The organism is Shimia sp., from assembly GCF_965227725.1.
In the GTDB taxonomy this organism is placed as follows: domain Bacteria; phylum Pseudomonadota; class Alphaproteobacteria; order Rhodobacterales; family Rhodobacteraceae; genus Shimia.
The window spans coordinates 1,279,107-1,303,519 of sequence record NZ_CBDDGH010000005.1 but is presented as its reverse complement, the minus strand read 5'-3'; the positions used below and the strand labels follow the sequence as shown (position 1 = coordinate 1,303,519).

Sequence of the window (24,413 nt, the reverse complement as noted above, 5' to 3'; positions counted from 1 at the left end):
GCAGAACTTATGCTATTCGGACTTGATGGGGTCGAGGTCGGCCTGATTATCGTCTTCCTCTGCCTCTTTGGGGGCATTCTTTCCGGCTTCCCGGTGGCCTTTGCCATTGGTGGGGCAGGGGTGATCTCTTTCGGGATCATTGCTGCGCTCGACAGCGCCGGTATTCTCATTCACCAGGCCATTGATACGGGCTCGGCCATGTATGGCGATCTGATCTCGCAAGGGATCAAGGCCGATACAATCTCGATCTTCCGCTACCCGGATTTGCCGCGCATTGCGGAACCGGTGTTCCCGGGCGGTTGGGAACAGGCCATGGACCGGAACCTGAGCTTCATCGTGAACCGGATGAACGAGCGTGTGCTTGCCGGTCAGTCGATTGAGACCCTGCTTGCGGTTGTGATGTTTGTTCTGATGGGCATCACGCTGGAACGCTCCAAGATCGCAAACGATCTGCTGACCACCATGGCGCGCGTCTTTGGCCCGCTGCCCGGCGGTCTGGCTGTGTCGGTTGTGGTTGTGGGTGCGTTCCTCGCGGCTTCCACCGGTATTGTGGGCGCGACAGTTGTGACCATGGGTCTGCTATCGCTGCCGACCATGCTCAAGCACGGCTACAACCCGAAGCTGGCAACTGGTGTGATCGCAGCCTCCGGCACATTGGGGCAGATCATTCCGCCCTCCATCGTGATCGTTCTGCTCGGCACGCTGGCAGGCGACCTCTACTCTGCGGCACAGGAAAACCGTGCGCAGGTGGCAGGTTGTTCTGACGCGCTGACCTTCCTGGGCGAACCGGCGGTTGTCTCTGTGGGCACATTGTTCCAGGCGGCGCTGATCCCCGGCATCATGCTGGCGGTGCTCTATGGTCTCTATGCCTTTGGCTATGCCCTGCTGAACCCGAAAGAAGCGCCTGCCGTGGAATTCGGCGAAGCCTCTGGTGAAGCCGTCACCCGTGGTGAAAGCCTGACATGGTTCCTCGCGGTGCCTGCGGGTCTGATCGCTGGCGTGATCCTGCTGGGTCAGGTGAACTTCATTGGCGACCAGAACGTCACCGTGGACAGCTTCTCTGATGCGGGCAAAACCGCAAGCTTGCGCACAAACGTGAGCGAGGAGTGCCGCGCATCCATGATCGATCTGCACGGGCAGCTGGCGTGGGATACCGCCGTGGCCGAGCAGGCAGCGATTGACGAGGCCGGTGGTGTGGCAGAAGCCCGCGCGCTGACTGAAGACGAACGCGCCGAGCTGCGTGCCGAGAAGATCGCCGCAGCCGCGCCCATTGGCTCCGGCATCGCGATTGGCTTCCTGCTGCTGGCGCTGGTCATCACCACCGCACGTGGTGTGTCGCCAAGTGCCGACAGAACGCCTCTGATGGTTGGGGCGGCCGGCATCGTGCTGGCGCTGGCTGTGGACACGATCCTGATCTCGCCGGTGACAACACCGGGCTGGACGCTGATCTATCTGGCGATCCCGCTGGCGCTGACGCTTTACGGCGTGCGCTATGCGGCCGGTCTGCTGGGCAAGAATGATCTGCTGCGCGTGGTCTTCCCGCCGCTCGTGCTGATCATTGCGGTGCTTGGCTCGATCCTGGGTGGCATCACCAACCCGACGCCCGCAGCGGCGCTGGGCGCAGGTGGCGCGATCATGCTGGCGGCCTACCGCAAGCTGAAGGATCAGGAACGCTCTGGTGCGATCATCATCTGGGCCACATTTGCGGTGATCATCATGATCCTCGTTGGTGTGAACTTTGATCTGCGCGTCAACCAGGCTGAAGTCGAAGTCGAGAACTACATCGCCTTCTTCGTGGCCAAAGGGACCTATCTCTTTGCCATGTTCGGTCTGCTTTACGGCTGTTGGGTGCTGTTCCGCGGCAAGGTGCTGACACCGATCGTGCGCGAAACGGCGAAAGTGACCTCCATGGTCTTCACCATTCTGATCGGCTCCCAGCTGCTCAATCTGGTGGTGATCAGCTTTGGCGGGGAACACTATATCCAGCAGTTCCTGCAGTCCTTTGACAATGAGTTCAAAGTCTTCCTGATCGTGATGCTGGTGCTGTTTGTGATGGGCTTCGTGCTCGACTTCCTGGAGATCATCTACATCGTGATCCCGATTGTCGGACCGGTCATCTACGGCGGCACCTTTGATCCGAAATGGGTGACCATCATGATCGCGGTGAACCTGCAGACCTCGTTCCTGACGCCGCCCTTTGGCTTCGCGCTCTTCTATCTCAGAGGGGTTGCGCCCAAGGAGGTCACGACCGGGCACATCTACAAGGGCATCATCCCCTTCGTGCTCATCCAGGTCGTGGGTCTGGCGATCCTGTGGTATTTCCCCTCCATCGTGACGATCCTGCCGGATCTGCTCGGCGGCTGAGGATAGTGACTTAAGACAGAATATTGGGGGGCCTTCGGGCCCCCTTTTTTGTGCGGGGATTTGTGTGGTGCTTGAAGTGTGGGAGTTTGGGGGGAAGGTCGGCAAGGAGCCCAATCTACATAATGCTGCGCGAGGCACCAACATACGCTTTCTTGAAGTACAACCAGTGGCGTGCCAAAAGCTGCTATGCTTCTGCCCATAGTGTATTAAAAAGCAATATTCACCTAGTCCGATGAACTCCATCCTACAAGAGACCTGATGAAAGCATTGTCCATAGTCGCCCCAAGCGGAACCAAAATCGCGAACGGAATGAAAACTCTAGAGATAAGAAAGTGGAAGCCTTCGCTTCGCCCAGATGAAGACCTTCTTATTGTAGAAAACACTCGCTTTCTTCGTCGGGAAAATGAAACAGACCAAGATGGGCGGGCGATAGCGATTGTCAGGGTTCAAAAAGTCAGACCATTTGTTCAAGCGGATGTAGACGCAGCCTGCGCCAGTTACTTCGAAGAAGGTTGGCTCGCATGGGAACTTACAGACATTCGGAAAATCTCTTGTTCAAAACCTGTGCTGGCAGCGAGAGGAATATACGACTTGCAAGTCGATCTTGATCAAGGCTGACCTCTTTACCAACATCAATCAATATTGTCATACCTTCCCAAAGCAGGCACCTCTGGTAAGACTACGAATGGAAGCATAGTCCGCAAAGCGAGCATTCTGAGGTTTAAAGGCGCCGCCATACTGCCATGGACATTGGCGCCTGCTCAGCCAACCCTTCGGATACGCAAAAGCCCGATCCTCTCCGCTCATCGCGGAGCGCCCTCACACATCAGCTCAATACCGCGCCGCGCGGTTGATCAGGACTGACCCCATCACGTGATCGGTCAAACCCTGTTTGCGCGCGGTGGTGATCATCAGCACAATCGAAATGATTTGCAGGATCGGAAAGGCCACCGAGATGGTGAAACCCAGCGTGTGTAGAAAGGCTGCGCCAAGGCCGAAGCGCGCGCCGTCTGACTGGCGCAGCTCAATGGACATCAGGCGCATGCCCCAGGTGGCAGAGCCGGTGGCGATGGTCACCACACGATAGGCAAACCCGAAGACAAACAGCAGCGCGCCAAAAAACAGGATCCCGGTGAAGGCCGTGAACGGCAGCACCAGCACACAGAGCACAAAGATCACGGCGGTGTCGATCAGCCAGGCCAGAAGCCGTTTGAAGGTCACATCCTCATAAAACTCCGCCTGTGTGTCAGGATCGGGCAGGGCATAGCTGCGGGTGTTGGCGTTGTGTTGTGACATATCGTACTGGGTCATGACCCTCTCTCCGGGGTGAACATCAATAACAGGCTATTTCAAAACAGCAGCGCGGAAGAAGCCTCCCGCGCCACGATTTTTTTGGGGTTTCCAAAGCGCGCTTACGCGTCTTCGGTTTCCTGCTTGGCATTGGCCGCTTTGGTGGCGCGCTCGTCCATGAACTGGTCAAACTCTGCCTTGTCCTTGGCCGCACGCAGACGCTCAAGGAACTCCTCAAAGCTTTTCTGCTCGTCTTCCAGACGGCGCAGGGTCTCGTCGCGGTAGGAATCAAAGGCGCTGTTGCCGGTTGGGGTCATCACATGCATCCGACGCGAGCAGCTGCGGCTGCGGTGAGATTTCTTGAACATATCCTTGCTCCAGATCATGTAAAACAGAAGGGCCAGGCCAATCGGCCAGAAGAACACAAAACCAAGCACCATGGCGGCGATCCAGGCACCTTTGCCTTTACTGTCAAGCCATGCCTCGCTTTTGCCAAACCAGCCAAGATGGCGCGTGTCAGCGGAATATGCGGTTGCGGCAGGGGTCATTTGGGTCTCCGAAGTTGGTGTTTCTAGCTACGCTGTGGTGGGGTATGTAAATCCCTTTCACATTACCTAGATTGGCACTGCGGGCCTCTAATGCAAGCGTAAATGTGAATAGTTTTTACATTTTCGACTTATGTGGCTGATTTTGATTGGATTTTTTATCAGAATGAAGTTTGGGTCAGCTGCTGAAGGCGCTGATTTCCGCGCCGGTCAGCTCTTGTAACACCTGCGGCGCAAGGCAAAACACGTGGTTTGGCGTGCCTGCGGCGGCCCAGATCTCCGCAAATCCCATCAGATGGGCATCCATAAAGCTGCGGATCGGGGAGAGATGCCCCAAAGGGCTGACCCCGCCGATGGCAAAGCCGGTCTGGCTGCGCACCACAGCGGCATCCGCGCGCGCAAGCGGCCCACCGGCCAGCGCTGCGGCGGCCTCAAGATCCACCTGCCGCCCGCCAGCTGTCAGAAACAACACCACATCGCCGCTGTCTTGCCGCTGAAAAACAATGGATTTGGCAATCTGATCCACATGGCACCCCACCGCTGCGGCGGCCATCTCTGCGGTGCGCGCGCCCTCTGTTTCGCGGATGTCGATGGCGGCACCTGCGGCTTCCAGCGCGGCGCGCACCCGTTTCAGACTTTTGCTCATGACAGGCCCCTCTCGTTTGGGTTGATTTCTAGCGCAGCTTGTCATCATGAGAGCAGAGGATATCCAGAAAGACGCGCTTCTGGCGCTGGAAACCCGTGTGTGGACAGCCTTGGTGCAGGGCGACGCGGCGGCGGATGGTGCGCTTTTGACGGCGGATTTTCTTGGCGTGTATTCCGACGGCTTTGGCGACAAGGCGGATCACACTGGCCAGCTGGCCCATGGCGCCACCGTGGTGGATTTTCGCCTCAGCGACGTCAAACTGCGCCAGATCTGCGAAGACGCGGCCCTGCTGATTTACCGCGCGGATTATCTGCGCGTGGGCGGCGCGGATTGGGAAGCCATGCTGATCAGCTCACTCTGGGAGAGGCGCGACGGGGCATGGCGCAACAGCTTCAGTCAGGACACCCCGCTGACCGGCTACACCCACCCTTAAGGCCCGCGCCTAAGCGCTTCTCATTCCTGATATATCCCGGGGTAGCCACATCGCAGATGTGGCAGGGGCAGCGCCCCTTTGCCATCACGCCGCATTGACCTTCGCGGCGTGCGGGTTTCAAAGTCCCCCCATGACGTTTGCATCCCAAATCACCCGCCTGCCACATGCCTATGACGCTGATCTCGGGGCGGAGGCCTGCGCCGCCGTGCCGGGCCTGTCCGGCGATCTGGCCAAGCTGATCACCGGCACCGCAGGCTCAAGCCCCTATCTCAAAGGTCTGATCCACAAAGAGGCGGAGTGGCTGCCCGAAGCGCTCACGGATGCGGATGCGGCGCTGGCACAGCTGTTTGCCACCTTGAAAGAAAGCGCACCGGATCAGCGGCCAACAGCGCTGCGCGCGGGCAAGCGCAAGGTGGCGCTTCTGACCGCTTTGGCGGATCTCTCCGGGGCGTGGTCTCTGGAAAAGGTCACCGGCACCTTGACCGAATTTGCCGATCTGGCCAGCCAGTTGGCGATGGAGGCCACCATCGGTGCTGAAATCCGGCGCGGCAAGCTGCCCGGTGCCACCGAAGACGATATTCCCACGGCGGGCGGCATGGTCACGCTGGCGATGGGGAAAATGGGTGCGCATGAGCTGAACTACAGCTCCGACATTGATCTCATCTGCCTGTTTGATGAGACCCGCTTTGATCCTGATGATTATCACGATGCCCGCGCCAGCTTCATCCGCGCGACCCGCAAAATGGCGGCGATGCTGAATGATCTGACCGGCGAAGGCTATGTCTTCCGCACCGATCTGCGCCTGCGGCCCGATCCGGCGGTGACACCGGTGTGCATCGCCATGGAAACGGCAGAGCGCTATTATGAAAGCCTCGGGCGCACCTGGGAGCGTGCCGCCTATATCAAGGCGCGGCCCTCCGCGGGCGACCTCGAAGCCGGGGCGCGTTTTCTGAAAACCCTCACGCCCTTTGTGTGGCGGCGGCATCTGGATTTTGCCGCCATTCAGGATGCCCATGACATGCGCCTGCGCATTCGCGAGCACAAAGGCCTTGGCGGGGAGATCACGCTGGACGGCCACGACATGAAACTGGGCCGCGGCGGCATCCGCGAGATCGAGTTCTTCACCCAGACCCGCCAGCTCATCGCCGGGGGGCGCGATCCTTATCTGCGTGACCGCCATACGGTGCCGGGGCTGCGCAAGCTGGCCTCCAAGGGCTGGGTGCCCGATGAGGTGGCCGAGGGGCTGTCTGATCACTACCGCTTCCACCGCGAGGTCGAGCACCGCGTGCAGATGGTGGCAGATGCGCAGACCCACCGCCTGCCCAAGGGGGCCGAAGGCTGGGGCCGCATTGCCGGGCTTATGGGACGCGATATCGAGGATCTTCAGGCCGAGCTGCGCGCCCGTCTGACCGAAGTGCATGACATGACCGAAGGCTTCTTTGCGCCGGATGCCTGCGCGCCGGAGGCGGTCAGCGATCACAGCTTTGATCCGGATGTTTTGGGCCGCTGGCAGACCTACCCGGCCTTTCGCAGTGCGCGGGCGACGGAGATCTGGGGGCGGTTGCGGCCGGAAATCCTACGTCGTCTGGCGCAGAGCCCACGGCCTGATGAGGCGCTTCTGGCGCTTGATGGTTTTCTGCGCGGCTTGCCTGCGGGCGTGCAGCTGTTCTCGCTGTTTGAGGCTAACCCGCAGCTGATTGATCTGCTGATTGATATTGTTGGCACCGCACCAGCGCTGGCGCAGCATCTGTCGCGCAATTCCGGCGTGTTTGATGCGGTGATCGGCGGCGGCTTCTTTGCGCCCTGGCCGGGCAAGGCGGCGCTGTCAGAGGAGCTGGCAGAGCGGCTGGCGCAGGAAAATGACTATGAAACCCAGCTCGACACCACGCGCCGCTGGGCCAAGGAATGGCAGTTCCGCATCGGTGTGCATCACCTGCGCGGGCTGATCGGGGCTGAGGAGGCCGGACAGCATTATGCCGATCTCGCAGATGCGGTGCTCGCGGCGCTCTGGCAGCCGGTGGCCGATCAATTTGCTGCCAAACACGGCCCGATGCCGGGACGTGGCGCGATGGTTCTGGGCATGGGCTCGCTTGGCGCGCGTCGCCTCAATGCCACCTCTGATCTGGATCTCATTGTGATCTATGACGCCGATGGGGTGGAGGCCTCTGAGGGGCGTCGCCCGCTGGCAGCGCGGCCCTATTATGCGCGCTTCACGCAGGCGCTGGTGACCGCGCTCAGCGCCCCCATGGCGCAGGGGCGGCTTTATGAAGTGGACATGCGGCTGCGTCCCTCTGGCACCCAAGGGCCGGTGGCCACCTCGCTGGCGTCGTTTCAGAACTATCAGCAAAATGAGGCCTGGACCTGGGAGCACCTCGCGCTCACCCGCGCGCGGCCAGTGACCGGCACGCCCGAGCTGATGGCAGAGGTCGAAGCCTTCCGCCAAGAGGTGCTGAGTGCGCCCAAAGTACCGGAGACAGTGGCGCAGGACGTGGCGGACATGCGCGCGCGCATCGCCGCCGCCAAAGCGCCGGATGGGCCATGGGACGCCAAGATCGGGGCAGGCCGCCTGCAGGATATTGAGCTGCTGAGCCAGGCAGGGGCGCTTTTGGCGGGCAGCCCGCGCCGCGCGGTCACGCAGGGCCTGCAGGCCGGTGTCGCAATTGGATGGCTGAACGGCGACATTGTGACAGAGCTGGCCAGCACCTATCGGCTTTGTTGGCAGGTGCAGCTTGCCTCCAAACTGCTGTCTGGCCAGACCATTGATCCGGATCAGATCGGCGAGGGCGGGCGCGCATTCCTGTTGCGCGAAACCGGCGCGGCAGACATAGAGGCGTTGCAGACGCGGCTGAGTGAGGCCTGCGCCCGCGCGGCGGCGGCGATCACGGCGGCGCTGGCGGACACAAGTGAGATCGCCAAAAGGGAGGCGTGAGATGGATCTTTCAGAGTTTGACCCCAAGGGGCTGATCCGGGAAAGCTACCGGATCGAGGGAATCCAGCTGCCTGAATGCCGCTCGATCTTTTTGGATTGGGCGCTTTCCCTGCCGGTGGGCGCAGACACGCAGGTCGCGATCGAAGCGCTGCGCAAGGCCTATGGCACAGATCATCCGGACCACCCGATGACCGAGGTTCTGAAAGACGGTCAGGTGCAGATGAGCGGCACCCCGCGCCGGCGTGGCGGCTGGCGCAGCCGCGAGCGTGGCTGAAGCGGACCCGGGCAAATCTACCCCTATCGCGCGGGGGAAATGCACGGCTCAGAGGGCTTTGACAATTTTATTCAATTCCCTCGAATCGTCCTGAGCCCGCCCCAATCGCGCCCCAATTGCCGCGCATCTTGATTGACATACAGAACAGGCGAAATCCGCCGAAGGAGTCGATCATGTCTATGAAGCGTGTGTTTGCAGCAATGGTTTTGGGACTGGGTGTCAGCGCCTGTGCGTCCGTGGATACCGCGAGCCGGAACGCGCCGTTTGACGTGCCTCCCACCGAGATCGCAGCGCCTGCGCCGTCTTATCAGATGGCCAGCTTTGAGGTTTCCGTGCCGCGCAGCCTGCGGGTGTCTGAGGCGAATATGTATTACCCCGGCGGCGACATCGTCTGGCGCGGGGATGGCTATGGCGACCGCTACAAACAGGTTCAGGCGATCTTTGAAGAGGGGCTGCGCATTGGCGGTGGCCCGCTGGAAGGCGCCCGTCCGGTTTCGGTGCAGATCGAAGTCACACGCTTTCACGCGCTGACCGAAAAAACCCGCTACACCGTGGGCGGCGTGCACTCCATTGAGTTTGTCATGACCATTGTCGACGCTCAAACCGGCACCGTGTTGCGCGGGCCCAAGCCGATCAAGGCAAGCCTTGTGGGCTATGGCGGTCAGAAAGCCGTGGCCGCAGAGGCCCGTGGTCTGACCCAGAAATACCGCATCACCCAGCATCTGGCCTATGTGCTGCGCGAAGAGCTGACCAAAGCGGAAGGCTTTGTGCCCCCATCACGTGGCGCAACCAAGACCATCACGCCGCTGTCGCCGGTTGGCTCAGAGCAGGTGGCACAGCTGAACTGACCCGTCAGGGCTTTTCACATCCCACAGAACACAGTAGGAGGGCGGCATGTCTATGCCGTCCTCTTCTGTTTCCGCCACCGGCGATCTGCCGGTTGTCCGCCTCAAGCCCAAAGCCAATGCGCGTGCAATCCGCCATGGCTTTCCTTGGGTCTATGACAATGAGCTGGTGACCGACCGGCGCACCAAAGCGCTCACGCCCGGCACCCTGGCCATTCTGGAAGACGACAACCGCGCGCCCATCGGGCTGGTGGCCACCAACAGCCAGAGCAAGATCTTCTGCCGGATGCTGGACCGCGATGTCACAACCTTGGTGGATCAGGCGTGGTTTGAGGCCAAATTTGCCTATGCGCTGGCGATGCGGGAGCGGCTATACGACACGCCATACTACCGTTTGATCCATGCCGAGGCGGACGGGCTGCCCGGTGTGGTGGTGGACCGCTTTGGCGACACCGCCGTGATCCAGCCCAATGCCGCCTGGGCGGATGCGCGCCTTGATATGATGGTCGCGGCCTTGGCCAAGGTCACTGGCGTCAGCACCATCCTGATGAACGGCTCTGGCCGTGCGCGCAGCCTTGAGGGGCTGGAAGAGCACAGCGCCGTGATGCTGGGCACCGCGCCCGAGGCACCGGTGCCCGTGGTGATGAACGGCGCCACCTATATGGCGGATCTGACCGGCGGGCAGAAAACCGGGCTTTTCTACGATCAACGTCCCAACCACGGATTTGTCGCCGGGCTTTGCAAAGATGCAAAAGTGCTGGATGTGTTTTCCCACGTCGGGGGCTTTTCGCTGGCCGCGCTTGCGGGCGGTGCTTCTGAGGCCATGGCGGTTGACGGCTCTGCCGCGGCATTGGAGCTGGCGCAGGCCGGCGCCGCGGCTGCGGGCGTGGCGGAGCGGTTCACCACCCGCAAGGGCGATGCTTTTGAGGTGCTGACCGCTTTGGCGGAAGAAGGTGCGCAGTTTGATGTGGTGATCTGTGACCCACCGGCCTTTGCGCCCTCTAAACCTGCGCTGGAAAAAGGTCTGCGGGCCTATGAACGTGTGGCGCGACTGGCCGCGCCCCTGGTGGCAGAGGGCGGCTATCTTGGCCTCTGTTCCTGTTCCCATGCCGCCGATGTGGCGCGCTTCCGCGGCGCAAGCCTGCGCGGGATTGGCCGGGCAGGGCGTCAGGCACAGCTTCTGCACACCGGCTTTGCCGGGCCGGACCACCCGCTGATGCCGCAGCTCGCGGAAAGCGGCTATCTCAAATCCCTGATCTTCCGCCTGTGAGGCGCGCGCAGTGAGGTTCATGCTGTGAAGCGGCTCTTGCTTGACGCCTGCGTGCTGTACCCCACGGTGATGCGCGAGGTGCTGCTTGGCGTGGCCAAAACCGGCGCGTTTGAACCGCAATGGTCGGCCCGCATTCTGGAAGAATGGGCGCGCGCAGCGCGCAAGATCGGCCCCTCTGGTGAAGCGCAGGCGCGCAGCGAGATTGCCCTGATCCGCGCCGATTGGCCCAAGGCAGAGGTCGCATGGCCCCAAGGTTTGCAGGACCGTCTCTCACTGCCCGATGAAAACGACACCCATGTGCTTGCCGCAGCGATTGCAGGCTCTGCAGATGCGATTGTCACGATGAACGTGAAAGACTTCCCGCGCCATATTCTGGCCGAGGAAGGCGTCGCGCGTCTCGGGCCGGATGAGCTGTTGCGCAAATGCTGGGAGGACGATCCGGACGGTGTGGCGCAGGTCTGTGAAACGGTGCGGCAACAGGCCGAGCGGCTCAGCGGGGCGGCGTGGGAGATGCGCGGGCTTTTGAAGAAAGCACGGCTGCCCAAATTGGCGAAAGCGGTGAGCCTTTAGGGCAGGCAAGGGCGCTGCCCTCGCCCCAACGTGGTTGGGGCTTCACCCGGGATATTTGCAGAATGAGAAGCGCGCTCAGGCCTTTGTAAGACCCCAGTCGGTCTCAAGCTTCTCGATGGCCTTGATACGCTCTTCGGTCTTTGGGTGGCTCAGCAACCAGGCGGGCACACTGGCGCCGCGCGCGCCGGTCAGATGGCTGAGTTTTTCAAACAGCGCTTTTTGTGGGGCGGTGCCAATGCCGGATTTCACCAGCAGGGCAGCGGCATAGGCATCGGCCTCAAATTCATCAGAGCGGGACAGGCGTGCCATCAGCAGCGACAGCGCCGCGCCGGAGATCACCGCGCCCAGCCCGGGCAGAAAGCGGTTGAGAATCATGGCAAGCGCCGTGCGCAGGGCGTTCTGGCCGGAAAAGTCGATCATGCGGCGACGCGAATGGCCCAAGGCCACATGGCCCAGCTCATGGGCGATCACGCTGGCCATCTCCTCCGCGCTGACCGCGCCCTGACGGTAGCGTTCATAAAAGCCGCGGGTGAGGTAGATTTTGCCATCCGGTGCCGCAAGGCCATTCACCGGTTCGATTTCGTAGATGTGCACCCGAATGCGCGGCAGATCGAGCGCCTTGGCCATATCCTTGATCAACGGCGTCAGGCGCGGGTCAGCCAGTTCCGTGGAGCGCGCCTTGAGCTCCTTGGCGGTGCGCCATGCGGAGAACTTGAAGGACACAAGACCCATGATCAGGGCCAGCAGGATGGGCATGAATTTGATCATGCAGAAGATATGGGGCGCAGAGGGCAGTGGCGCAAGCGGCAAAGCGCCCCTTACGTCATCCGGATGCGGCGTTGACGGGGAAAGCGCGGCGCGCTTAGGGTGGCGTCATGCAAGAGATCAAGACAAGTTGTGGTTGTGGTGCGGCCGGGGTTACCATCCGCGTTGCCCCACGTGTGCGCTTTCGCTGCCATTGCAGCAAATGCCAGTCGGTTTACCGCGCGGCCTATGCCGATGCGCTGATGTTTCGCCGGGGGCAGGTGAAGCCTCTGGATCCGGCCAAGCTCAAGTGGATCCGCACAAAATCGCCTTCGCCGCTGGTGCGGGGGGTATGCCGGGCCTGTGAAGCGCCTGTGGTCGCGCATCTGTTTGGTGGCGTGAGCATTGTGCCCGCTGCGACTTTGCCTGATGCTTCAAGTGGTGCAGGCGCGTCTATCGCGCTGCCTGAGGTGGCCTGTGACATCTACTATGACACACGGCTGCAGGATCTCTCTGACGCGGCCCCCAAATATGAGGGCGCTTTGGCGGCCTATGTCGGGCTGACCCCCTCTGTCACCAAGGTGTTGGCCTTGCCGGGGCGGGCGCTCTCTGCCGCTTGAGGGGGCAGGCCAAAGGGCAGGGGGTTAGCGCGTCAGCTCGCGCATGCCGCGCTCCAGCCCCTCAAGGGTCATCGGCACCATACGGTCTTCAAAGATCTCGCGGATCATGCCGATGGAATGGGTGTATTGCCAATGGCTTTCAGGCACCGGATTGATCCAGAGGTTGTCGCGCCACTGATCGCGCGCCCGCTCCAGCCAGACCTGACCGGCTTCCTGGTTCCAATGTTCATTGGCCCCACCGGCATAAGCAATCTCGTAAGGTGACATGGAGGCGTCCCCGACAAAGATGCATTTGTAATCCGGCCCATAGGTGCGCAGCACCTCATGGGTGGGGGTCTGGTCATTCCAGCGGCGCTGGTTGTTGCGCCACACGCCTTCATAAAGGCAGTTGTGGAAGTAGTAATATTCGAGATGTTTGAACTCTGCGCGCGCGGCGGAGAACAGCTCTTCCACCACTTTGATATGCGGATCCATCGAGCCGCCCACATCCAGAAACAGCAGCACTTTCACAGCGTTGTGCCGCTCGGGGCGGGTTTTCACGTCGAGATAGCCGTGTTCTGCCGTGGCGCGGATGGTGCCGTTGAGATCCAGCTCATCGGCCGCGCCCTCCCGCGCCCAGCGGCGCAGGCGTTTGAGCGCCACCTTGATGTTGCGGGTGCCGAGCTCCACCGTGTCGTCAAAATTGCGGAACTCGCGCTTGTCCCAGACTTTCACAGCGCGGCGATGGCGGCTTTCTTTCTGGCCGATGCGCACGCCTTCGGGGTTATAGCCATAGGCGCCAAAGGGGCTGGTGCCTGCGGTGCCGATCCATTTGTTGCCCCCCTGATGGCGGCCTTCCTGTTCTTTCAGGCGCTCCTGCAGGGTCTCCATCAGCTTGTCAAAGCCGCCCATGGCCTCAATCTCGGCCATTTCTTCCGCGCTCAGATGTTTCTCGGCCATCTTGCGCAGCCATTCCTCGGGAATGTCCACGGCCTCCAGCACATCCTGCGCGGAAATCTCCGCCAGCCCGTCAAAGGTCATGGCAAAGGCGCGGTCAAACTTGTCGATGTTGCGCTCGTCTTTCACCATCACCGTGCGGGCGAGGTAGTAAAAGCTCTCCACATCATAAGTGGCAAGCCCCGCGCGCAGCCCTTCCAGAAAGCCCAGAAATTCGCGCAAAGAGACCGGCACACGGGCCGCACGCAGGTTTTCAAAGAAGGGTAGAAACATGAGGTTTTACAGCGCCATACGGTGGATGATTAAAGTGACGAACAGCCCGAGCATAGCAAAAATCATTGCGTAGACACCGACATATTGCAAGATATCCAGCCGTTTGCCGCCACGTCTTTTGGCGATGGTGCCGCCCAAGATTGCGCCCAGAAGCGCTCCGATAATCACGAACATATGGTCTTATGATCCCCCTCTGATCGGGCTGAGCGTCGCGATCTCGCGCAGTTTTGCGCGCACCGCCCAGTCCGGACCAAAGCCGTAGCGTGCCCAACCCAGACTGTCCAGACGCAGGCTGGCCGCATCGTTGAACTGACCCTCAAGGTCCAGCGCTTCGGCCTGCAGCAGCATCAGCGTGGACAGCAGGGCGGCGTTTTCATATTGCGCCGCCGGGGTGAGCTGTGGGCCGATGATATTGAGCGCTTCGCGACTCTGGCCTGCGCTGATGGCATAGGCCGAGAGCTGGGTGGCGACAAAGGCGCGGTGCGGCCCGAACCCTTCGGTGCTGCGATAAGCGCGGTCTGCGGCGCGGAACTGTGTCAGCGCGGCGCTGATGTCTTGGGACTGCAGCAGGCGTCCGAGTGCGTAGTGGGAAAAGCCCAGCCGGTGATCACGCCAGCCCTCAGCCTGCGCAATCGCCAGCGCCTGACGCGCGGCAACGCGGCGTCCGGCCGGAGTGGTGCCCGGCCCAAGCGCGGTTTGCACCGCGTCAATCCAGCTGCGCGGTGTGGCGGGCAGGGGATTGGAGGAGAGCTGATCGCCGCGCGGGTTGATCCGGGTCAGGATCGCAGGCAGGCGGTTGGCCACCTGATTGCGGCTCATGCCATTGGTCAGCGTGGGGTCATAAAATGCCCGCAGGATGGTCATGTCAAAGCCGGTCAGAACCGCGTGGATATTGTCGTCGTTAAACACGCTGTCGGGCAGGCGGTAGAGATCATTGAGCGGCCCAAGCGCCTGTGCCAGCTCTTCATGCAGACAGTCGCGGGTTTCCTGCGGGCTGGTGTCATTGGGCAGGAAGATCGCGATTTTCTCGCGTTTTTCCAAAAGCGCCCAATTGGCTGCGCCGGTGCGGCGGGCAGAGCGGTATTGATTGAGCGAGGAGATATTGGGGACCACAAAGCAGGCTGCCTGAGGCAGGGCTTTGCGAATGTCGCGGCGGGACACGGCCTGAATGGTGATATTGGCCGAAGACGCGCTGGTCAGGCTGATGTCGATGCGCGCCTCATTGCGCAGGCGCGACAGCAGTGCGCGCAGATCGGTCATCATCCCGGGCGGTGGCGCGCCGGTGACGCGCACGGTGATCGGTCCTTCAAACCGGGTCAGCCGGTCCAGATTGCGCCCGCTCTCAAGCTCAAAGGTCAGATCCAGAAAGTCCCGCGCAATATCGCGGTTGGAGCGTGCCGGTGGCTGCGGGCGCGGGGTGGCAAAGCCTTTGACCGGGGGCAGGGTGGTGTCTGCCACCGCAGCGCGGGTGGAGGTGCCGCTCTCGCCAATCGGCGCGCAGGCCCCCAAAGCCAGGGCGCCCAAAACCGAGGCGACAGGAAGCAAAAATCGAAACATCAGGGCCTTTGATACTTAATAAACGGGGTGACCTTGCCAATGCGATCATAAAGCTGGCGGGCCGTTGTGTTGAACTCTTGGGTCAACCAATACACCGCGGGCGCGTCTTTTGCATCTGCAGCGGCATAAACCGCTTCAATCAATTTGCGCCCGACGCCGGTGCCACGCACCTCTGGGTCGGCATAGAGGTCCTGCAAATAGCAGACATTTTCGACGCGCCATGCGTGCCGATGAAACAGATAGTGGGTGAGGCCGACCAGAACGCCGTCTTTCTCGGCCACCAGACAGGAGAAATCCTGCGGATCGTCCCCCAGCAGTCGCGCGAAGGTCGAGACATAGACCTCTTCCGCCACGGAGCTTTCATAAAACGCGAGATAGGCGGTCCAGAGCCTGCGCCAGTCGTCGTGATCTGAGCGCTCAAGCGGGCGAATGCGCACATCATCGGTCGCGGGGGCATTGGTCATGGGCCTCGTTTGCTCCTTGTGGTCCGCACCTTGTGGTCTGCGCCGGTGGCGCGGTTTGGACAAGTGGTCTGCTCAGACTACGGCAAGAATAGGGACAAGGGACGTGAAATTCTGGGCCAAGCCGAAATTTTTTGAAGTCTTGCGCCTGAGGTTGTGGCTCTCAGGCGCTTTTTTGTCGTTCGCGCGCTTTGCAGCGGGATATGCCCACGGCAATGTGTCGAGGGGCAGGGCTTACCGTCCGGAGCGCGCCATGAAGGCCAGACGCTCAAACAAATGCACATCCTGCTCGTTTTTCAAAAGCGCGCCATGCAGTTTGGGCAGGGCGTTTGCGCCATCGCGCTTGAGGTCTTCCGGAGAGAGATCTTCCGCCAGCAGCAGCTTCAGCCAGTCAATCACCTCAGATGTGGAGGGTTTTTTCTTCAATCCGGCGGTCTCGCGGATTTCAAAAAACTGTGTCAGCGCGGTGGTCAGCAGGGACTCTTTGATGCCCGGATGGTGCACTTCGACGATCTTTTTCAGGGTCTCCACGTCCGGGAAGCGGATGTAGTGGAAAAAGCAGCGGCGCAGGAAGGCGTCGGGCAGTTCTTTTTCGTTGTTGGAGGTGATGATGATGATCGGGCGGTGCTTGGCGGTGACGGTTTCCCCGGTCTCATAGACGTGGAACGCCATCTTATCGAGTTCCTGCAGCAGGTCGTTGGGGAATTCGATGTCGGCCTTGTCGATCTCATCAATCAAAAGCACGACTTTCTCATCGCTCTCAAAGGCTTCCCAGAGTTTGCCGCGCTTGATGTAGTTGGAGATGTCGTGCACGCGCTCATCTCCAAGTTGACTGTCGCGCAGGCGGGACACGGCGTCATATTCGTAGAGACCCTGCTGCGCCTTGGTGGTGGATTTCACGTTCCACTCGATCATTTTCAGACCCAGTCCACGGGCCACCTGCAGCGCCAGTTCGGTCTTGCCGGTGCCGGGTTCACCTTTCACGAGCAAAGGGCGCTCGAGCGCGACCGCGGCATTTACCGCCACAGTCAGATCGTCGGTGGCCACATAGTCTTTGGTGCCTGAAAACTGCATAAAATTTCTCCGCCCGTTCGCCAATTTTTCGCCGCACCCTATCGTGAACATATTTTGTCCGCAATGTGCCATTATGAGGTAGTGACATTCCCGCTCCAAGGGAGTATTTGCAGGCATTAGAGAAGGGGGTGGCATGTCTGACTTGAATAGCACCACGGACGTTGACCACGGTAAGGGAGCACAAATGAAAGCAGAAACTTTCCTGCCGGATGACTATCGTCCCGCAGAGGATGAGCCGTTCATGAATGACCGGCAGACTGAGTACTTCCGTCGTAAATTGCTGAACTGGAAAGAAGAGCTTCTGGCCGGCAGCCGCGACACCATTGAAGGCCTGCAAGACAGCACACGCAACATTCCTGATGTTGCCGACCGCGCAAGCGAAGAAACCGACCGCGCCTTGGAATTGCGCACCCGGGACCGCCAGCGCAAACTTGTTCTGAAAATCGACAGCGCCCTGCGCCGCATTGATGAAGGCGAATACGGCTACTGCGAAGTGACCGGCGAGCCGATTTCCCTGCGCCGTCTGGATGCCCGTCCGATTGCGACCATGAGCCTTGAGGCGCAAGAACGGCACGAGCGCCGCGAAAAAGTACACCGCGACGACTGATTTTTTTTGAATTGCGGAAAAAAACAGCACGTCGGGGCTTTTGCCCCGGCGTTTTTTTGTAGATACGGCCGCAATGAATTTGAGTGAACAGAAAGTTTGCGTCATTGGCGCCGGGATTGGCGGGCTGACGGCGGCTCTGGTTTTGCGTCAGCTTGGCGCCCGCGTGTGCGTGCTGGAGCAGGCCGAGGCGATCAAAGAGGTCGGTGCCGGTCTGCAGGTCAGCCCCAATGGTCTGGCGGTGCTGCGCGCCCTGGGGCTCGACAAACATCTTGAAGCGCGCGCGGTACAGGCACAGGCCGTGGAGCTGCGCGACTACGCCGCCGGACGTCTGGTTGCCAATCTGGATCTTTCGCTGATCAAAGCAGGCTCTCCCTATCATTTTGTCCACCGCGCCGATCTGATTGACCTTCTCGCGCAGGCAGTGCGGGCGGCAGGCGTGAAAGTGCTGCTGCTGCAAAAGGTCGATACGGTGCATCCCGGCACAAACGGAGAGCGCGCCCGTGTGGTGATGGCCAATGGCTCTGAAATGCGCGCAGACCTTGTTGTTGGCGGCGACGGGCTGCATTCGCGGCTGCGCGGCGTGATCAACGGCACGATTGCCCCGTTCTTCACCCGACAGGTCGCCTGGCGCGCCACGGTGCCCAACACCATGGGGCATGGCAATCTGGTGCAGGTTCACATGGGCCCACACCGGCATGTGGTCAGCTATCCGCTGCGCGGCGGCACCATGGTCAATCTGGTGGCGGTGCAGGAACAGATGGGCTGGACCGAGGAGGGCTGGCACCATGTGGATGCGCCTGACAATCTGCGCAGCGCCTTTGCCGATTTTGGCGGAGATGTGCCGCGGATCATGGCCGAGGTGAAAGAGGTTGGCCGCTGGGGCCTGTTCCGTCACCCGGTTGCGCCCCGTTGGCATCAGGACAACTGCGCCCTTCTGGGGGATGCGGCCCATCCCACGCTGCCCTTCATGGCGCAGGGCGCGGTGATGGCGATGGAAGATGCCTGGGTGCTTGGCGACGCCATCCAGAAAGCCGACACTATTCCCGAAGCACTCGCCGCCTATCAGGCCCGCCGCGAAGCGCGGGTGAAGCGGATTGTGGACACCGCCAGCGGCAATGCGTGGAAATACCACCTCGCCAACCGGCCGCTGCGGATGGCGGCGCATATGGGCATGCGCATGGCGACCCGTTTTGCACCGCAAAAGCTGATGGGACAGTTTGACTGGATCTACAGCCATGATGTGACCAAGGGCTAAGGCCTTTGGCCCGTTGCATCTGGTCTGCCGCACCTGACCTGCCGCATCTGTCTACGAAAAAAATAGTAGGTTGACGCGGCGCGGGTTATCTTGCTGATTGCGGTAACAGAATGCGCGGCCTAATGTGCCCGCCAAGACCAGCAGGGAGGCCGTCATGACACATATTCTCGCCATCGATCAGGGCACCACATCCAGCCGCGCGATCGTCTTTGACGGCGACATCCGCCCCGGCGCCAGCGCGCAGGTGGAATTCACCCAGCACTTCCCGCAATCGGGCTGGGTGGAGCATGATCCCTCCGACATTTGGACCACCACGCTCAGCACCTGCAAAGAGGCGCTCAGTTCCGCAGGCCTCAGCGCCGCAGATGTGGCCGCCATCGGCATCACCAACCAGCGCGAAACCACGCTTGTGTGGAACAAGCACACCGGCGAGGCGGTCTATAACGCCATCGTCTGGCAGGACCGCCGCACCGCGGCCATCTGCGACGCGTTGAAAGCCGCAGGCCACGCCGATCTGGTCCAGCGCACCACGGGCCTGCTGCTCGATCCCTATTTCTCCGGCACAAAGATCAAATGGATCTTGGACACGGTCGAAGGCGCGCGTGCGTCCGCAGAGGCGGGTGATCTGCTCTTTGGCACCGTGGACAGCTACCTGATCTGGAAGCTCACCGGTGGCAAGGTCCATGCGACGGACGCCACCAACGCCGCCCGCACCCTGATCTATGACATCCATCAGGGCGCATGGAGCGCGGAGATCTGCGAGATCCTCGGCATCCCCATGTCGATGCTGCCAGAGGTCAAAGACTGCGCCGCTGATTTTGGCGACACCGATGCTGAGATCTTTGGCGCGCCCATCCCGATCCGCGGCGTGGCAGGAGACCAGCAGGCCGCCACCATCGGGCAGGCCTGTTTTGAGGCTGGCATGCTGAAATCCACCTATGGCACCGGTTGTTTTGCCCTGCTGAACACCGGCGACACGCCGGTGACCTCGCAAAACCGCCTGCTGACCACCGTGGCCTATCAGCTCGACGGCAAGCCCACCTATGCGCTGGAAGGCGCGATCTTCATCGCCGGCGCGGTGGTGCAATGGCTGCGCGACGGGCTTGGCATCATCGAGGACGCCGCCGCCACATCCGGTCTGGCAGAAGCGGCTGATCCGGGGCAGGAGCTCATCATGGTGCCCGCCTTCACCGGCCTTGGCGCGCCTTACTGGAGCCCACAGGCCCGCGGCGCGGTCTTTGGTCTGACCCGTGGCTCCGGCCCGGCAGAATTCTCCCGCGCGGCCTTGGAAAGCGTCGGCTTTCAGACCCGCGATCTGCTGGAAGCCATGCAGGCGGATTTTGACTTCTCCGGCGACACAGTGCTCCGCGTTGATGGCGGCATGACCGCCTCGGACTGGACCATGCAGTTCCTCTCTGATGTGCTCGGCGCGCCGGTGGACCGCCCCGTGGTGGCCGAAAGCACCGCCAAAGGCGTGGCTTGGCTCGCGGGCATGCAGGTCGGCGTTTACCCCGATATGGAAGGCTTTGCCGCCACTTGGGAGAAGGAGCGCGAATTCACCCCGGCCAAAGATGCGGCATGGCGCGACGGGCGCTATGCAGGCTGGAAGAAAGCGATTGACGCCACCCTGTCGATGACCGATTGAGCGGGCCTCACACACCGATCCGCACAGCCCCGCCTGTGTCCTGTCAGGAGGCCCCAAATGTCAGAAACCTGTGTGCTCTGCGGAGCCTCCGAAACCCTCGCGCCCATTGTTGTTGCGCCGGAAGACACCACCGTCACCCTCTGCGCCACCTGCGCAGAAGGCGTCGCCAATGGCCCCAAAGACGCGCCCCATTGGCAATGCCTGCATGACACCATCTGGAGCGAGACCCCGGCAGTGCAGGTGCTGGCGTGGCGGCTGCTCAACGGCCTCACCGAAGCCCCATGGGCCCGCGACCTGCTGGACATCGCCTATCTTGCGCCAGAGGTGCAGGCCTGGGCGGAGGCTGGTCTTGCTGCTGAGGGCGAAGACATGGTCACCCACCGCGACAGCAATGGCACAGTGCTGGCCGCCGGAGACACGGTGGTGCTGATCAAGGATCTGCCGGTCAAAGGCGCAGGCTTCACCGCCAAACGCGGCACCGCCGTGCGCAATATCTCACTCGTGGCCGACAACGCCGAGCACATCGAAGGCCGCGTCGAAAGCCAACGCATCGTGATCCTGACAAAATTTGTGAAAAAGAGCTGAGGGCAGGCGGGGGCAGGCTTCGGTTGTATAAAGTTCCGTCTTGACGGAATGGAACAAAGTGTGAACATTTAGGGCGTACCGTTTAAACAGGAGACCGGGATGCCCCTCAATCTGAAAATAGACTACGTCGAATTTTACAGTGCTGAGCTGGAGGCCACCGAAGACTTCTTTGCCAAAGCTTTTGATTGGAATTTTGTGAAATACGGTCGCGACTATCGCGACATTCAGAACGCAGGCATCGGTGGGGGGATCGCACGCAGCGTGCCTCAGGCGCCTCTGATTGTGCTGAAGGCAGATGATCTTGAGGCCGCTTACCAGCAGATTTCCGACACAGGCGCGGAGATCACCAAAGAGATTTTTGAGTTCCCCGGTGGCAAACGGTTTGAGTTCCGTGAACCGGGTGGCACAGCCATGGCGGTCTGGTGCCCGGCGTAAGCCACCGCGAAAAGGCGCGGTGTCAGATCTCCATCGGAATGGTCACCGGCCCATCGTTGACCAACGAAACCTTCATATCCGCGCCAAAGCGGCCGGTCTCAACCGGCACATAGGCGGCAAGTTCCTTGGCAAAGAGCTCATAAAGCCGTTTGCCCTCCTCGGGCGCAGCAGCTGTGGAAAATCCGGGCCGGTTGCCGCTGCGCGTGTCCGCCGAAAGCGTGAACTGGCTGATCACCAACGCGCTGCCGCCAATATCCACCACGGATTTGTTCATCTTGCCGGCCTCATCCTGAAAGATCCGGCATTTCGCCACTTTGCCCGCCAGCTTGACCACCTGCGCCTCGGTGTCGCCCTGCATCGCACAGACCAGCACCATCACGCCCGCACCACAGGCCCCGATGACTCTCGCCATCCACACGCACCTGCGCCTCGCTCACCCGCTGTATCACTGCCCGCATCTTTTGCCCCTTTGTGGCCCTAGTGTTTCCCCGCGCAAAATGCGCCAGCGGGCAGGGCGCTGCAAGCCGCGCTTCTCATTCTCAAAATATCCCGGGTGAAGTCCCAACTTGCTTGGGACGAGGGCAGCGCCCTCCTTGGCAACGCCGAGGTTAGCGCTTCGGTCCCGCCATCATGATACAGGTGGTGGAGCCGGTGGCATAGAGCTTGCCATCCTCAATGCCGCGGATCTCGCCATTGGCAATGCCGGTGGAGCGTCCCACATGCTGCACCTTGCCCACCGCGCGCACTTTCATGCCCACAGGGATCGAGCGCAGAATGTTGATCTTATATTCCAGCGTTGTGTAGATCTGCCCCACCGCCAGCGTGCTCTGCACCGCGCAGGCCATGCAGCTGTCCAGAACCGTGCCGTACCAGCCGCCATGCACCGTGCGGATCGGGTTGAGCACGCCAAACTCCGGCGCGCCTTCAAAGGTCACGCTGCCATGTTCCGCATGTGTCGGCAGAAACCCCATGGTCTCGCCAATCGGCGCACCAGGCAGATCGCCGTCGATGATCGCCTGCATGAACTCCAGCCCGCTCATCGACAGGATGTTGTCAAAATTGGCCATCTCTTCAAGCGACTGGGCGTAGCGATGTTCCGGCATTGGGGCCTCCTCTGTGTTACTCAAAGAAGGCCGCAAGCGGGTGCGTGGCGCAAGAGCACAGGGGCGAGGGTTACGCGACGTTTTGCAGCTTCACTTCCGGCACCACGCCAAGCGCATGACACACATCGCGGGTCAGCTCCGGCCGGTTCAGCGTATAAAAATGCAGCGCATCCACACCCTCATCCAACAGCTCAGAGCACATCTCGGTGCAGACCGCCGTGGCCAGCAGATCCTCACGGTCATCGCGCACCGCCTTTTCAAAGGCATTGGCCAGCCATGTGGGCACAGAGGTGCCGCAGCGCGCGGCAAATTTCTGCACGCCTTTCCAGTTTTCTATTGGCAGCACACCGGGCAGGATCGGGGCGTCAATACCCGCCTTCACACAGGCATCGCGGAAGCGCAGGAAGGTTTCGCTTTCAAAGAAGAACTGGGTGATCGCCTCACTGGCTCCGGCATCGATCTTGCGCTTGAGCCACTCCACATTGGCGGCCATATCGGCGGCCTCCGGGTGGCTCTCAGGATAGGCGCCCACACGGATGGTGAATTTGCCGGTGGCGGCCAGCGCTTCAATCAGCTCCACAGAGGAGGTGAAGCCTTCTGGATGCGGCGTAAAGCCCGCGCTGCCTTTGGCGGGATCCCCGCGCAGCGCCACAATCTCGCGTACCCCTGCGGCGGCAAACTCTTCGGCAATGCGCAGGGTCTCGGCCTTTGAGGCCTCCACACAGGTCAGATGCGCCGCCACATTCAGACCGGAGGATTTGTGCAGCGTCGCCACAGCCTCCCGTGTCAGATCCCGCGTGGTGCCACCGGCGCCATAGGTGACAGAGACAAACCGCGGATCCAGCGGTGCCAGCGTCTGCACCGTGTCCCACAGGCGAAAGGAAGCTTCCAAAGACTGCGGCGGGAAGAATTCAAAAGAAACTTGAGGCGTGGTCATAACGGGCATCCTGTAACTTGCTGTTGTCCTCATGTCCCATGCGTGCGATCATTACGCAAATTCATAATACTCAAGAAGGTCATGAGCTTCATATGAAGATGCACATTGAATTCCGCCACCTGCGCACCGTGCGGGCGATCCATGAATGTGGCGGATTGGCGCGCGCGGCGGATCAGCTCAATATCACGCAGTCGGCATTGTCCCACCAAATCAAAGGTTTGGAAGAGCAAGCTGGCGTAGAGCTCTTTGTGCGCCGCTCCAAACCGATGAAGCTCTCCGCCGCAGGTCTGCGCCTGTTGCGGCTGGCCAATCAGGTGCTGCCGGAGGTGGAAAAACTTGAGGCGGAGTTTAACGGTTTGCGCGACGGCAGCTCCGGTCGCCTGCATATCGCCATCGAATGCCACGCCTGTTTTGAATGGCTCTTTCCGGTGCTGGAGCAATTCCGCAAGAACTGGCCGGATGTGGATGTGGACATCCGCCCGGGGCTTGCCTTTGACGCCATGCCTGCCTTGCAGAAAGAAGAGGTGGATCTGGTGGTCAGCTCTGATCCGGAAAATCTGCCCGGCGTCTCCTTCAGCCATCTGTTTGACTACGCGCCGGTCTTTGTTGCCTCCTCCCAGCATCCGCTGGCCCAGAAAGACTATGTGGAGGCCACTGATTTTCGCGGGGAAACGCTCATCACCTATCCGGTGGAGCGCTCCCGTCTGGATGTGTTCTCCCAGCTCCTGATCCCGGCGAAGGTGGAGCCCGGTGCCGTGCGTCAGGCGGAGCTGACCGCCGTGATCCTGCTGCTGGTCGCCTCAAACCGAGGTGTCTCTGTGCTGCCCGACTGGGTGGTGCGCGAGGTCAAATACTCCTCTGATTATGTGACCCGCCCGCTGACCGCCGAAGGGCTCACACGCCAGCTTTTTGCCGCCACCCGTGATGAGGATTTGAGCAAGCCCTACATGCAAGACCTGATCCAAATGGCGGGCAAAGAGGCCCGCAGGTTGCAAGAAACCTAAAAAAGAGTTGA

The 24,413-nt window shown here is 61.0% G+C and carries 26 protein-coding genes and 1 pseudogene; 15 read left to right on the top strand and 12 right to left on the bottom strand.

The annotated features are described in order from the left end of the window. The first annotated feature begins 9 nt into the window (after positions 1-9). Positions 10-2,364 carry a TRAP transporter large permease gene (locus ACO07T_RS16705; RefSeq protein ID WP_209063478.1) on the top strand — a complete coding sequence of 785 codons (2,355 nt, stop codon included), beginning with the start codon at positions 10-12 and terminating at the stop codon, positions 2,362-2,364. Between the two features lie 258 nt (positions 2,365-2,622). Then, on the top strand, positions 2,623-2,982 hold the full coding sequence (locus tag ACO07T_RS16700) for an ASCH domain-containing protein (RefSeq protein WP_422050316.1): 360 nt from the start codon (positions 2,623-2,625) through the stop codon (positions 2,980-2,982). Positions 2,983-3,195: 213 nt separating this feature from the next. Here ACO07T_RS16700 and ACO07T_RS16695 read toward each other — a convergent pair whose 3' ends face one another. From ACO07T_RS16695 to ACO07T_RS16685, 3 genes are all read right to left on the bottom strand, one after another. Next, positions 3,196-3,675 (bottom strand): RDD family protein, encoded by a 480-nt coding sequence (locus tag ACO07T_RS16695; RefSeq protein ID WP_247743940.1) that lies wholly within the window; start codon positions 3,673-3,675, stop codon positions 3,196-3,198. Positions 3,676-3,776: 101 nt separating this feature from the next. Beyond that, on the bottom strand, positions 3,777-4,202 hold the full coding sequence (locus ACO07T_RS16690; protein ID WP_209063475.1) for a DUF2852 domain-containing protein: 426 nt from the start codon (positions 4,200-4,202) through the stop codon (positions 3,777-3,779). Positions 4,203-4,377: 175 nt separating this feature from the next. Further along, a complete protein-coding gene (locus tag ACO07T_RS16685; protein ID WP_422050315.1) occupies positions 4,378-4,845 on the bottom strand; it encodes a YbaK/EbsC family protein in 468 nt (155 codons plus the stop codon). Between the two features lie 46 nt (positions 4,846-4,891). On the opposite strand from ACO07T_RS16685, the gene ACO07T_RS16680 reads away from it, so the two are divergent. The 6 genes from ACO07T_RS16680 (at position 4,892) to ACO07T_RS16655 (ending at position 11,166) form a co-directional block, all read left to right on the top strand. Next, a complete protein-coding gene (locus ACO07T_RS16680) occupies positions 4,892-5,278 on the top strand; it encodes a DUF4440 domain-containing protein (RefSeq protein ID WP_422050314.1) in 387 nt (128 codons plus the stop codon). A 130-nt stretch (positions 5,279-5,408) separates the two neighbouring features. Then, positions 5,409-8,207 (top strand): glutamine-synthetase adenylyltransferase, encoded by a 2,799-nt coding sequence (locus tag ACO07T_RS16675; RefSeq protein WP_422050313.1) that lies wholly within the window; start codon positions 5,409-5,411, stop codon positions 8,205-8,207. Position 8,208: 1 nt separating this feature from the next. Continuing rightward, positions 8,209-8,481 carry a hypothetical protein gene (locus ACO07T_RS16670; protein ID WP_209079276.1) on the top strand — a complete coding sequence of 91 codons (273 nt, stop codon included), beginning with the start codon at positions 8,209-8,211 and terminating at the stop codon, positions 8,479-8,481. A gap of 173 nt (positions 8,482-8,654) precedes the next feature. Further along, a complete protein-coding gene (locus tag ACO07T_RS16665; protein ID WP_422050312.1) occupies positions 8,655-9,329 on the top strand; it encodes a DUF6778 family protein in 675 nt (224 codons plus the stop codon). Between the two features lie 46 nt (positions 9,330-9,375). Then, entirely contained in the window at positions 9,376-10,596 is a 1,221-nt protein-coding gene (locus tag ACO07T_RS16660) for an RSP_2647 family RNA methyltransferase (RefSeq protein ID WP_422050311.1), read from the top strand. A 36-nt stretch (positions 10,597-10,632) separates the two neighbouring features. Continuing rightward, positions 10,633-11,166 (top strand): RSP_2648 family PIN domain-containing protein, encoded by a 534-nt coding sequence (locus tag ACO07T_RS16655; protein WP_422050310.1) that lies wholly within the window; start codon positions 10,633-10,635, stop codon positions 11,164-11,166. 75 nt (positions 11,167-11,241) lie between these two features. On the opposite strand, the gene ACO07T_RS16650 is transcribed toward ACO07T_RS16655, so the two are convergent. Continuing rightward, positions 11,242-11,934 (bottom strand): M48 family metallopeptidase, encoded by a 693-nt coding sequence (locus ACO07T_RS16650; RefSeq protein ID WP_422050520.1) that lies wholly within the window; start codon positions 11,932-11,934, stop codon positions 11,242-11,244. Positions 11,935-12,041: 107 nt separating this feature from the next. Between ACO07T_RS16650 and ACO07T_RS16645 the strand changes: the two genes are divergently transcribed. Beyond that, the gene (locus ACO07T_RS16645; RefSeq protein WP_422050309.1) at positions 12,042-12,530 is read left to right on the top strand and encodes a GFA family protein; all 489 of its coding nucleotides are present in this window, start codon (positions 12,042-12,044) and stop codon (positions 12,528-12,530) included. 24 nt (positions 12,531-12,554) lie between these two features. Here ACO07T_RS16645 and ACO07T_RS16640 read toward each other — a convergent pair whose 3' ends face one another. The 5 genes from ACO07T_RS16640 to ACO07T_RS16620 all read right to left on the bottom strand — a co-directional run bounded on the left by ACO07T_RS16640 (position 12,555) and on the right by ACO07T_RS16620 (position 16,831). After that, the gene (locus ACO07T_RS16640) at positions 12,555-13,739 is read right to left on the bottom strand and encodes a vWA domain-containing protein (RefSeq protein ID WP_209063461.1); all 1,185 of its coding nucleotides are present in this window, start codon (positions 13,737-13,739) and stop codon (positions 12,555-12,557) included. Positions 13,740-13,745: 6 nt separating this feature from the next. Further along, entirely contained in the window at positions 13,746-13,913 is a 168-nt protein-coding gene (locus ACO07T_RS16635) for a hypothetical protein (RefSeq protein WP_209063459.1), read from the bottom strand. Positions 13,914-13,919: 6 nt separating this feature from the next. Then, positions 13,920-15,296: a DUF2927 domain-containing protein gene (locus ACO07T_RS16630; protein ID WP_422050308.1), complete on the bottom strand. Its 1,377-nt coding sequence runs from the start codon at positions 15,294-15,296 to the stop codon at positions 13,920-13,922. Further along, on the bottom strand, positions 15,296-15,760 hold the full coding sequence (locus ACO07T_RS16625; RefSeq protein WP_422050307.1) for a GNAT family N-acetyltransferase: 465 nt from the start codon (positions 15,758-15,760) through the stop codon (positions 15,296-15,298). Before ACO07T_RS16625 ends, ACO07T_RS16630 begins: the two co-directional genes overlap by 1 nt. A 231-nt stretch (positions 15,761-15,991) precedes the next feature. Beyond that, positions 15,992-16,831: an AAA family ATPase gene (locus ACO07T_RS16620; RefSeq protein ID WP_209063453.1), complete on the bottom strand. Its 840-nt coding sequence runs from the start codon at positions 16,829-16,831 to the stop codon at positions 15,992-15,994. Between the two features lie 184 nt (positions 16,832-17,015). Between ACO07T_RS16620 and dksA the strand changes: the two genes are divergently transcribed. The 5 genes from dksA to ACO07T_RS16595 all read left to right on the top strand — a co-directional run bounded on the left by dksA (position 17,016) and on the right by ACO07T_RS16595 (position 21,358). Continuing rightward, the gene (gene dksA, locus ACO07T_RS16615; protein ID WP_209063450.1) at positions 17,016-17,438 is read left to right on the top strand and encodes an RNA polymerase-binding protein DksA; all 423 of its coding nucleotides are present in this window, start codon (positions 17,016-17,018) and stop codon (positions 17,436-17,438) included. Positions 17,439-17,511: 73 nt separating this feature from the next. Beyond that, complete coding sequence (locus ACO07T_RS16610; protein ID WP_422050306.1) at positions 17,512-18,693, top strand: FAD-dependent oxidoreductase; 1,182 nt, start codon at positions 17,512-17,514, stop codon at positions 18,691-18,693. A 154-nt stretch (positions 18,694-18,847) separates the two neighbouring features. Next, entirely contained in the window at positions 18,848-20,338 is a 1,491-nt protein-coding gene (gene glpK / locus ACO07T_RS16605; RefSeq protein ID WP_422050305.1) for a glycerol kinase GlpK, read from the top strand. A 57-nt stretch (positions 20,339-20,395) separates the two neighbouring features. Further along, entirely contained in the window at positions 20,396-20,923 is a 528-nt protein-coding gene (locus ACO07T_RS16600; RefSeq protein ID WP_422050304.1) for a PhnA domain-containing protein, read from the top strand. 99 nt (positions 20,924-21,022) lie between these two features. Beyond that, positions 21,023-21,358: a VOC family protein gene (locus ACO07T_RS16595; RefSeq protein ID WP_422050303.1), complete on the top strand. Its 336-nt coding sequence runs from the start codon at positions 21,023-21,025 to the stop codon at positions 21,356-21,358. A gap of 22 nt (positions 21,359-21,380) precedes the next feature. Here ACO07T_RS16595 and dtd read toward each other — a convergent pair. The 3 genes and pseudogenes from dtd to metF all read right to left on the bottom strand — a co-directional run bounded on the left by dtd (position 21,381) and on the right by metF (position 23,398). After that, positions 21,381-21,816 (bottom strand): annotated as a pseudogene (dtd, locus tag ACO07T_RS16590) (D-aminoacyl-tRNA deacylase). Positions 21,817-21,966: 150 nt separating this feature from the next. Continuing rightward, positions 21,967-22,461 (bottom strand): PaaI family thioesterase, encoded by a 495-nt coding sequence (locus ACO07T_RS16585; RefSeq protein ID WP_422050302.1) that lies wholly within the window; start codon positions 22,459-22,461, stop codon positions 21,967-21,969. A gap of 70 nt (positions 22,462-22,531) precedes the next feature. Next, positions 22,532-23,398 (bottom strand): methylenetetrahydrofolate reductase [NAD(P)H], encoded by an 867-nt coding sequence (gene metF, locus ACO07T_RS16580; protein WP_422050301.1) that lies wholly within the window; start codon positions 23,396-23,398, stop codon positions 22,532-22,534. Positions 23,399-23,496: 98 nt separating this feature from the next. Between metF and ACO07T_RS16575 the strand changes: the two genes are divergently transcribed. Next, positions 23,497-24,402 carry a LysR family transcriptional regulator gene (locus ACO07T_RS16575; RefSeq protein WP_209079417.1) on the top strand — a complete coding sequence of 302 codons (906 nt, stop codon included), beginning with the start codon at positions 23,497-23,499 and terminating at the stop codon, positions 24,400-24,402. Positions 24,403-24,413: the final 11 nt, after the last annotated feature.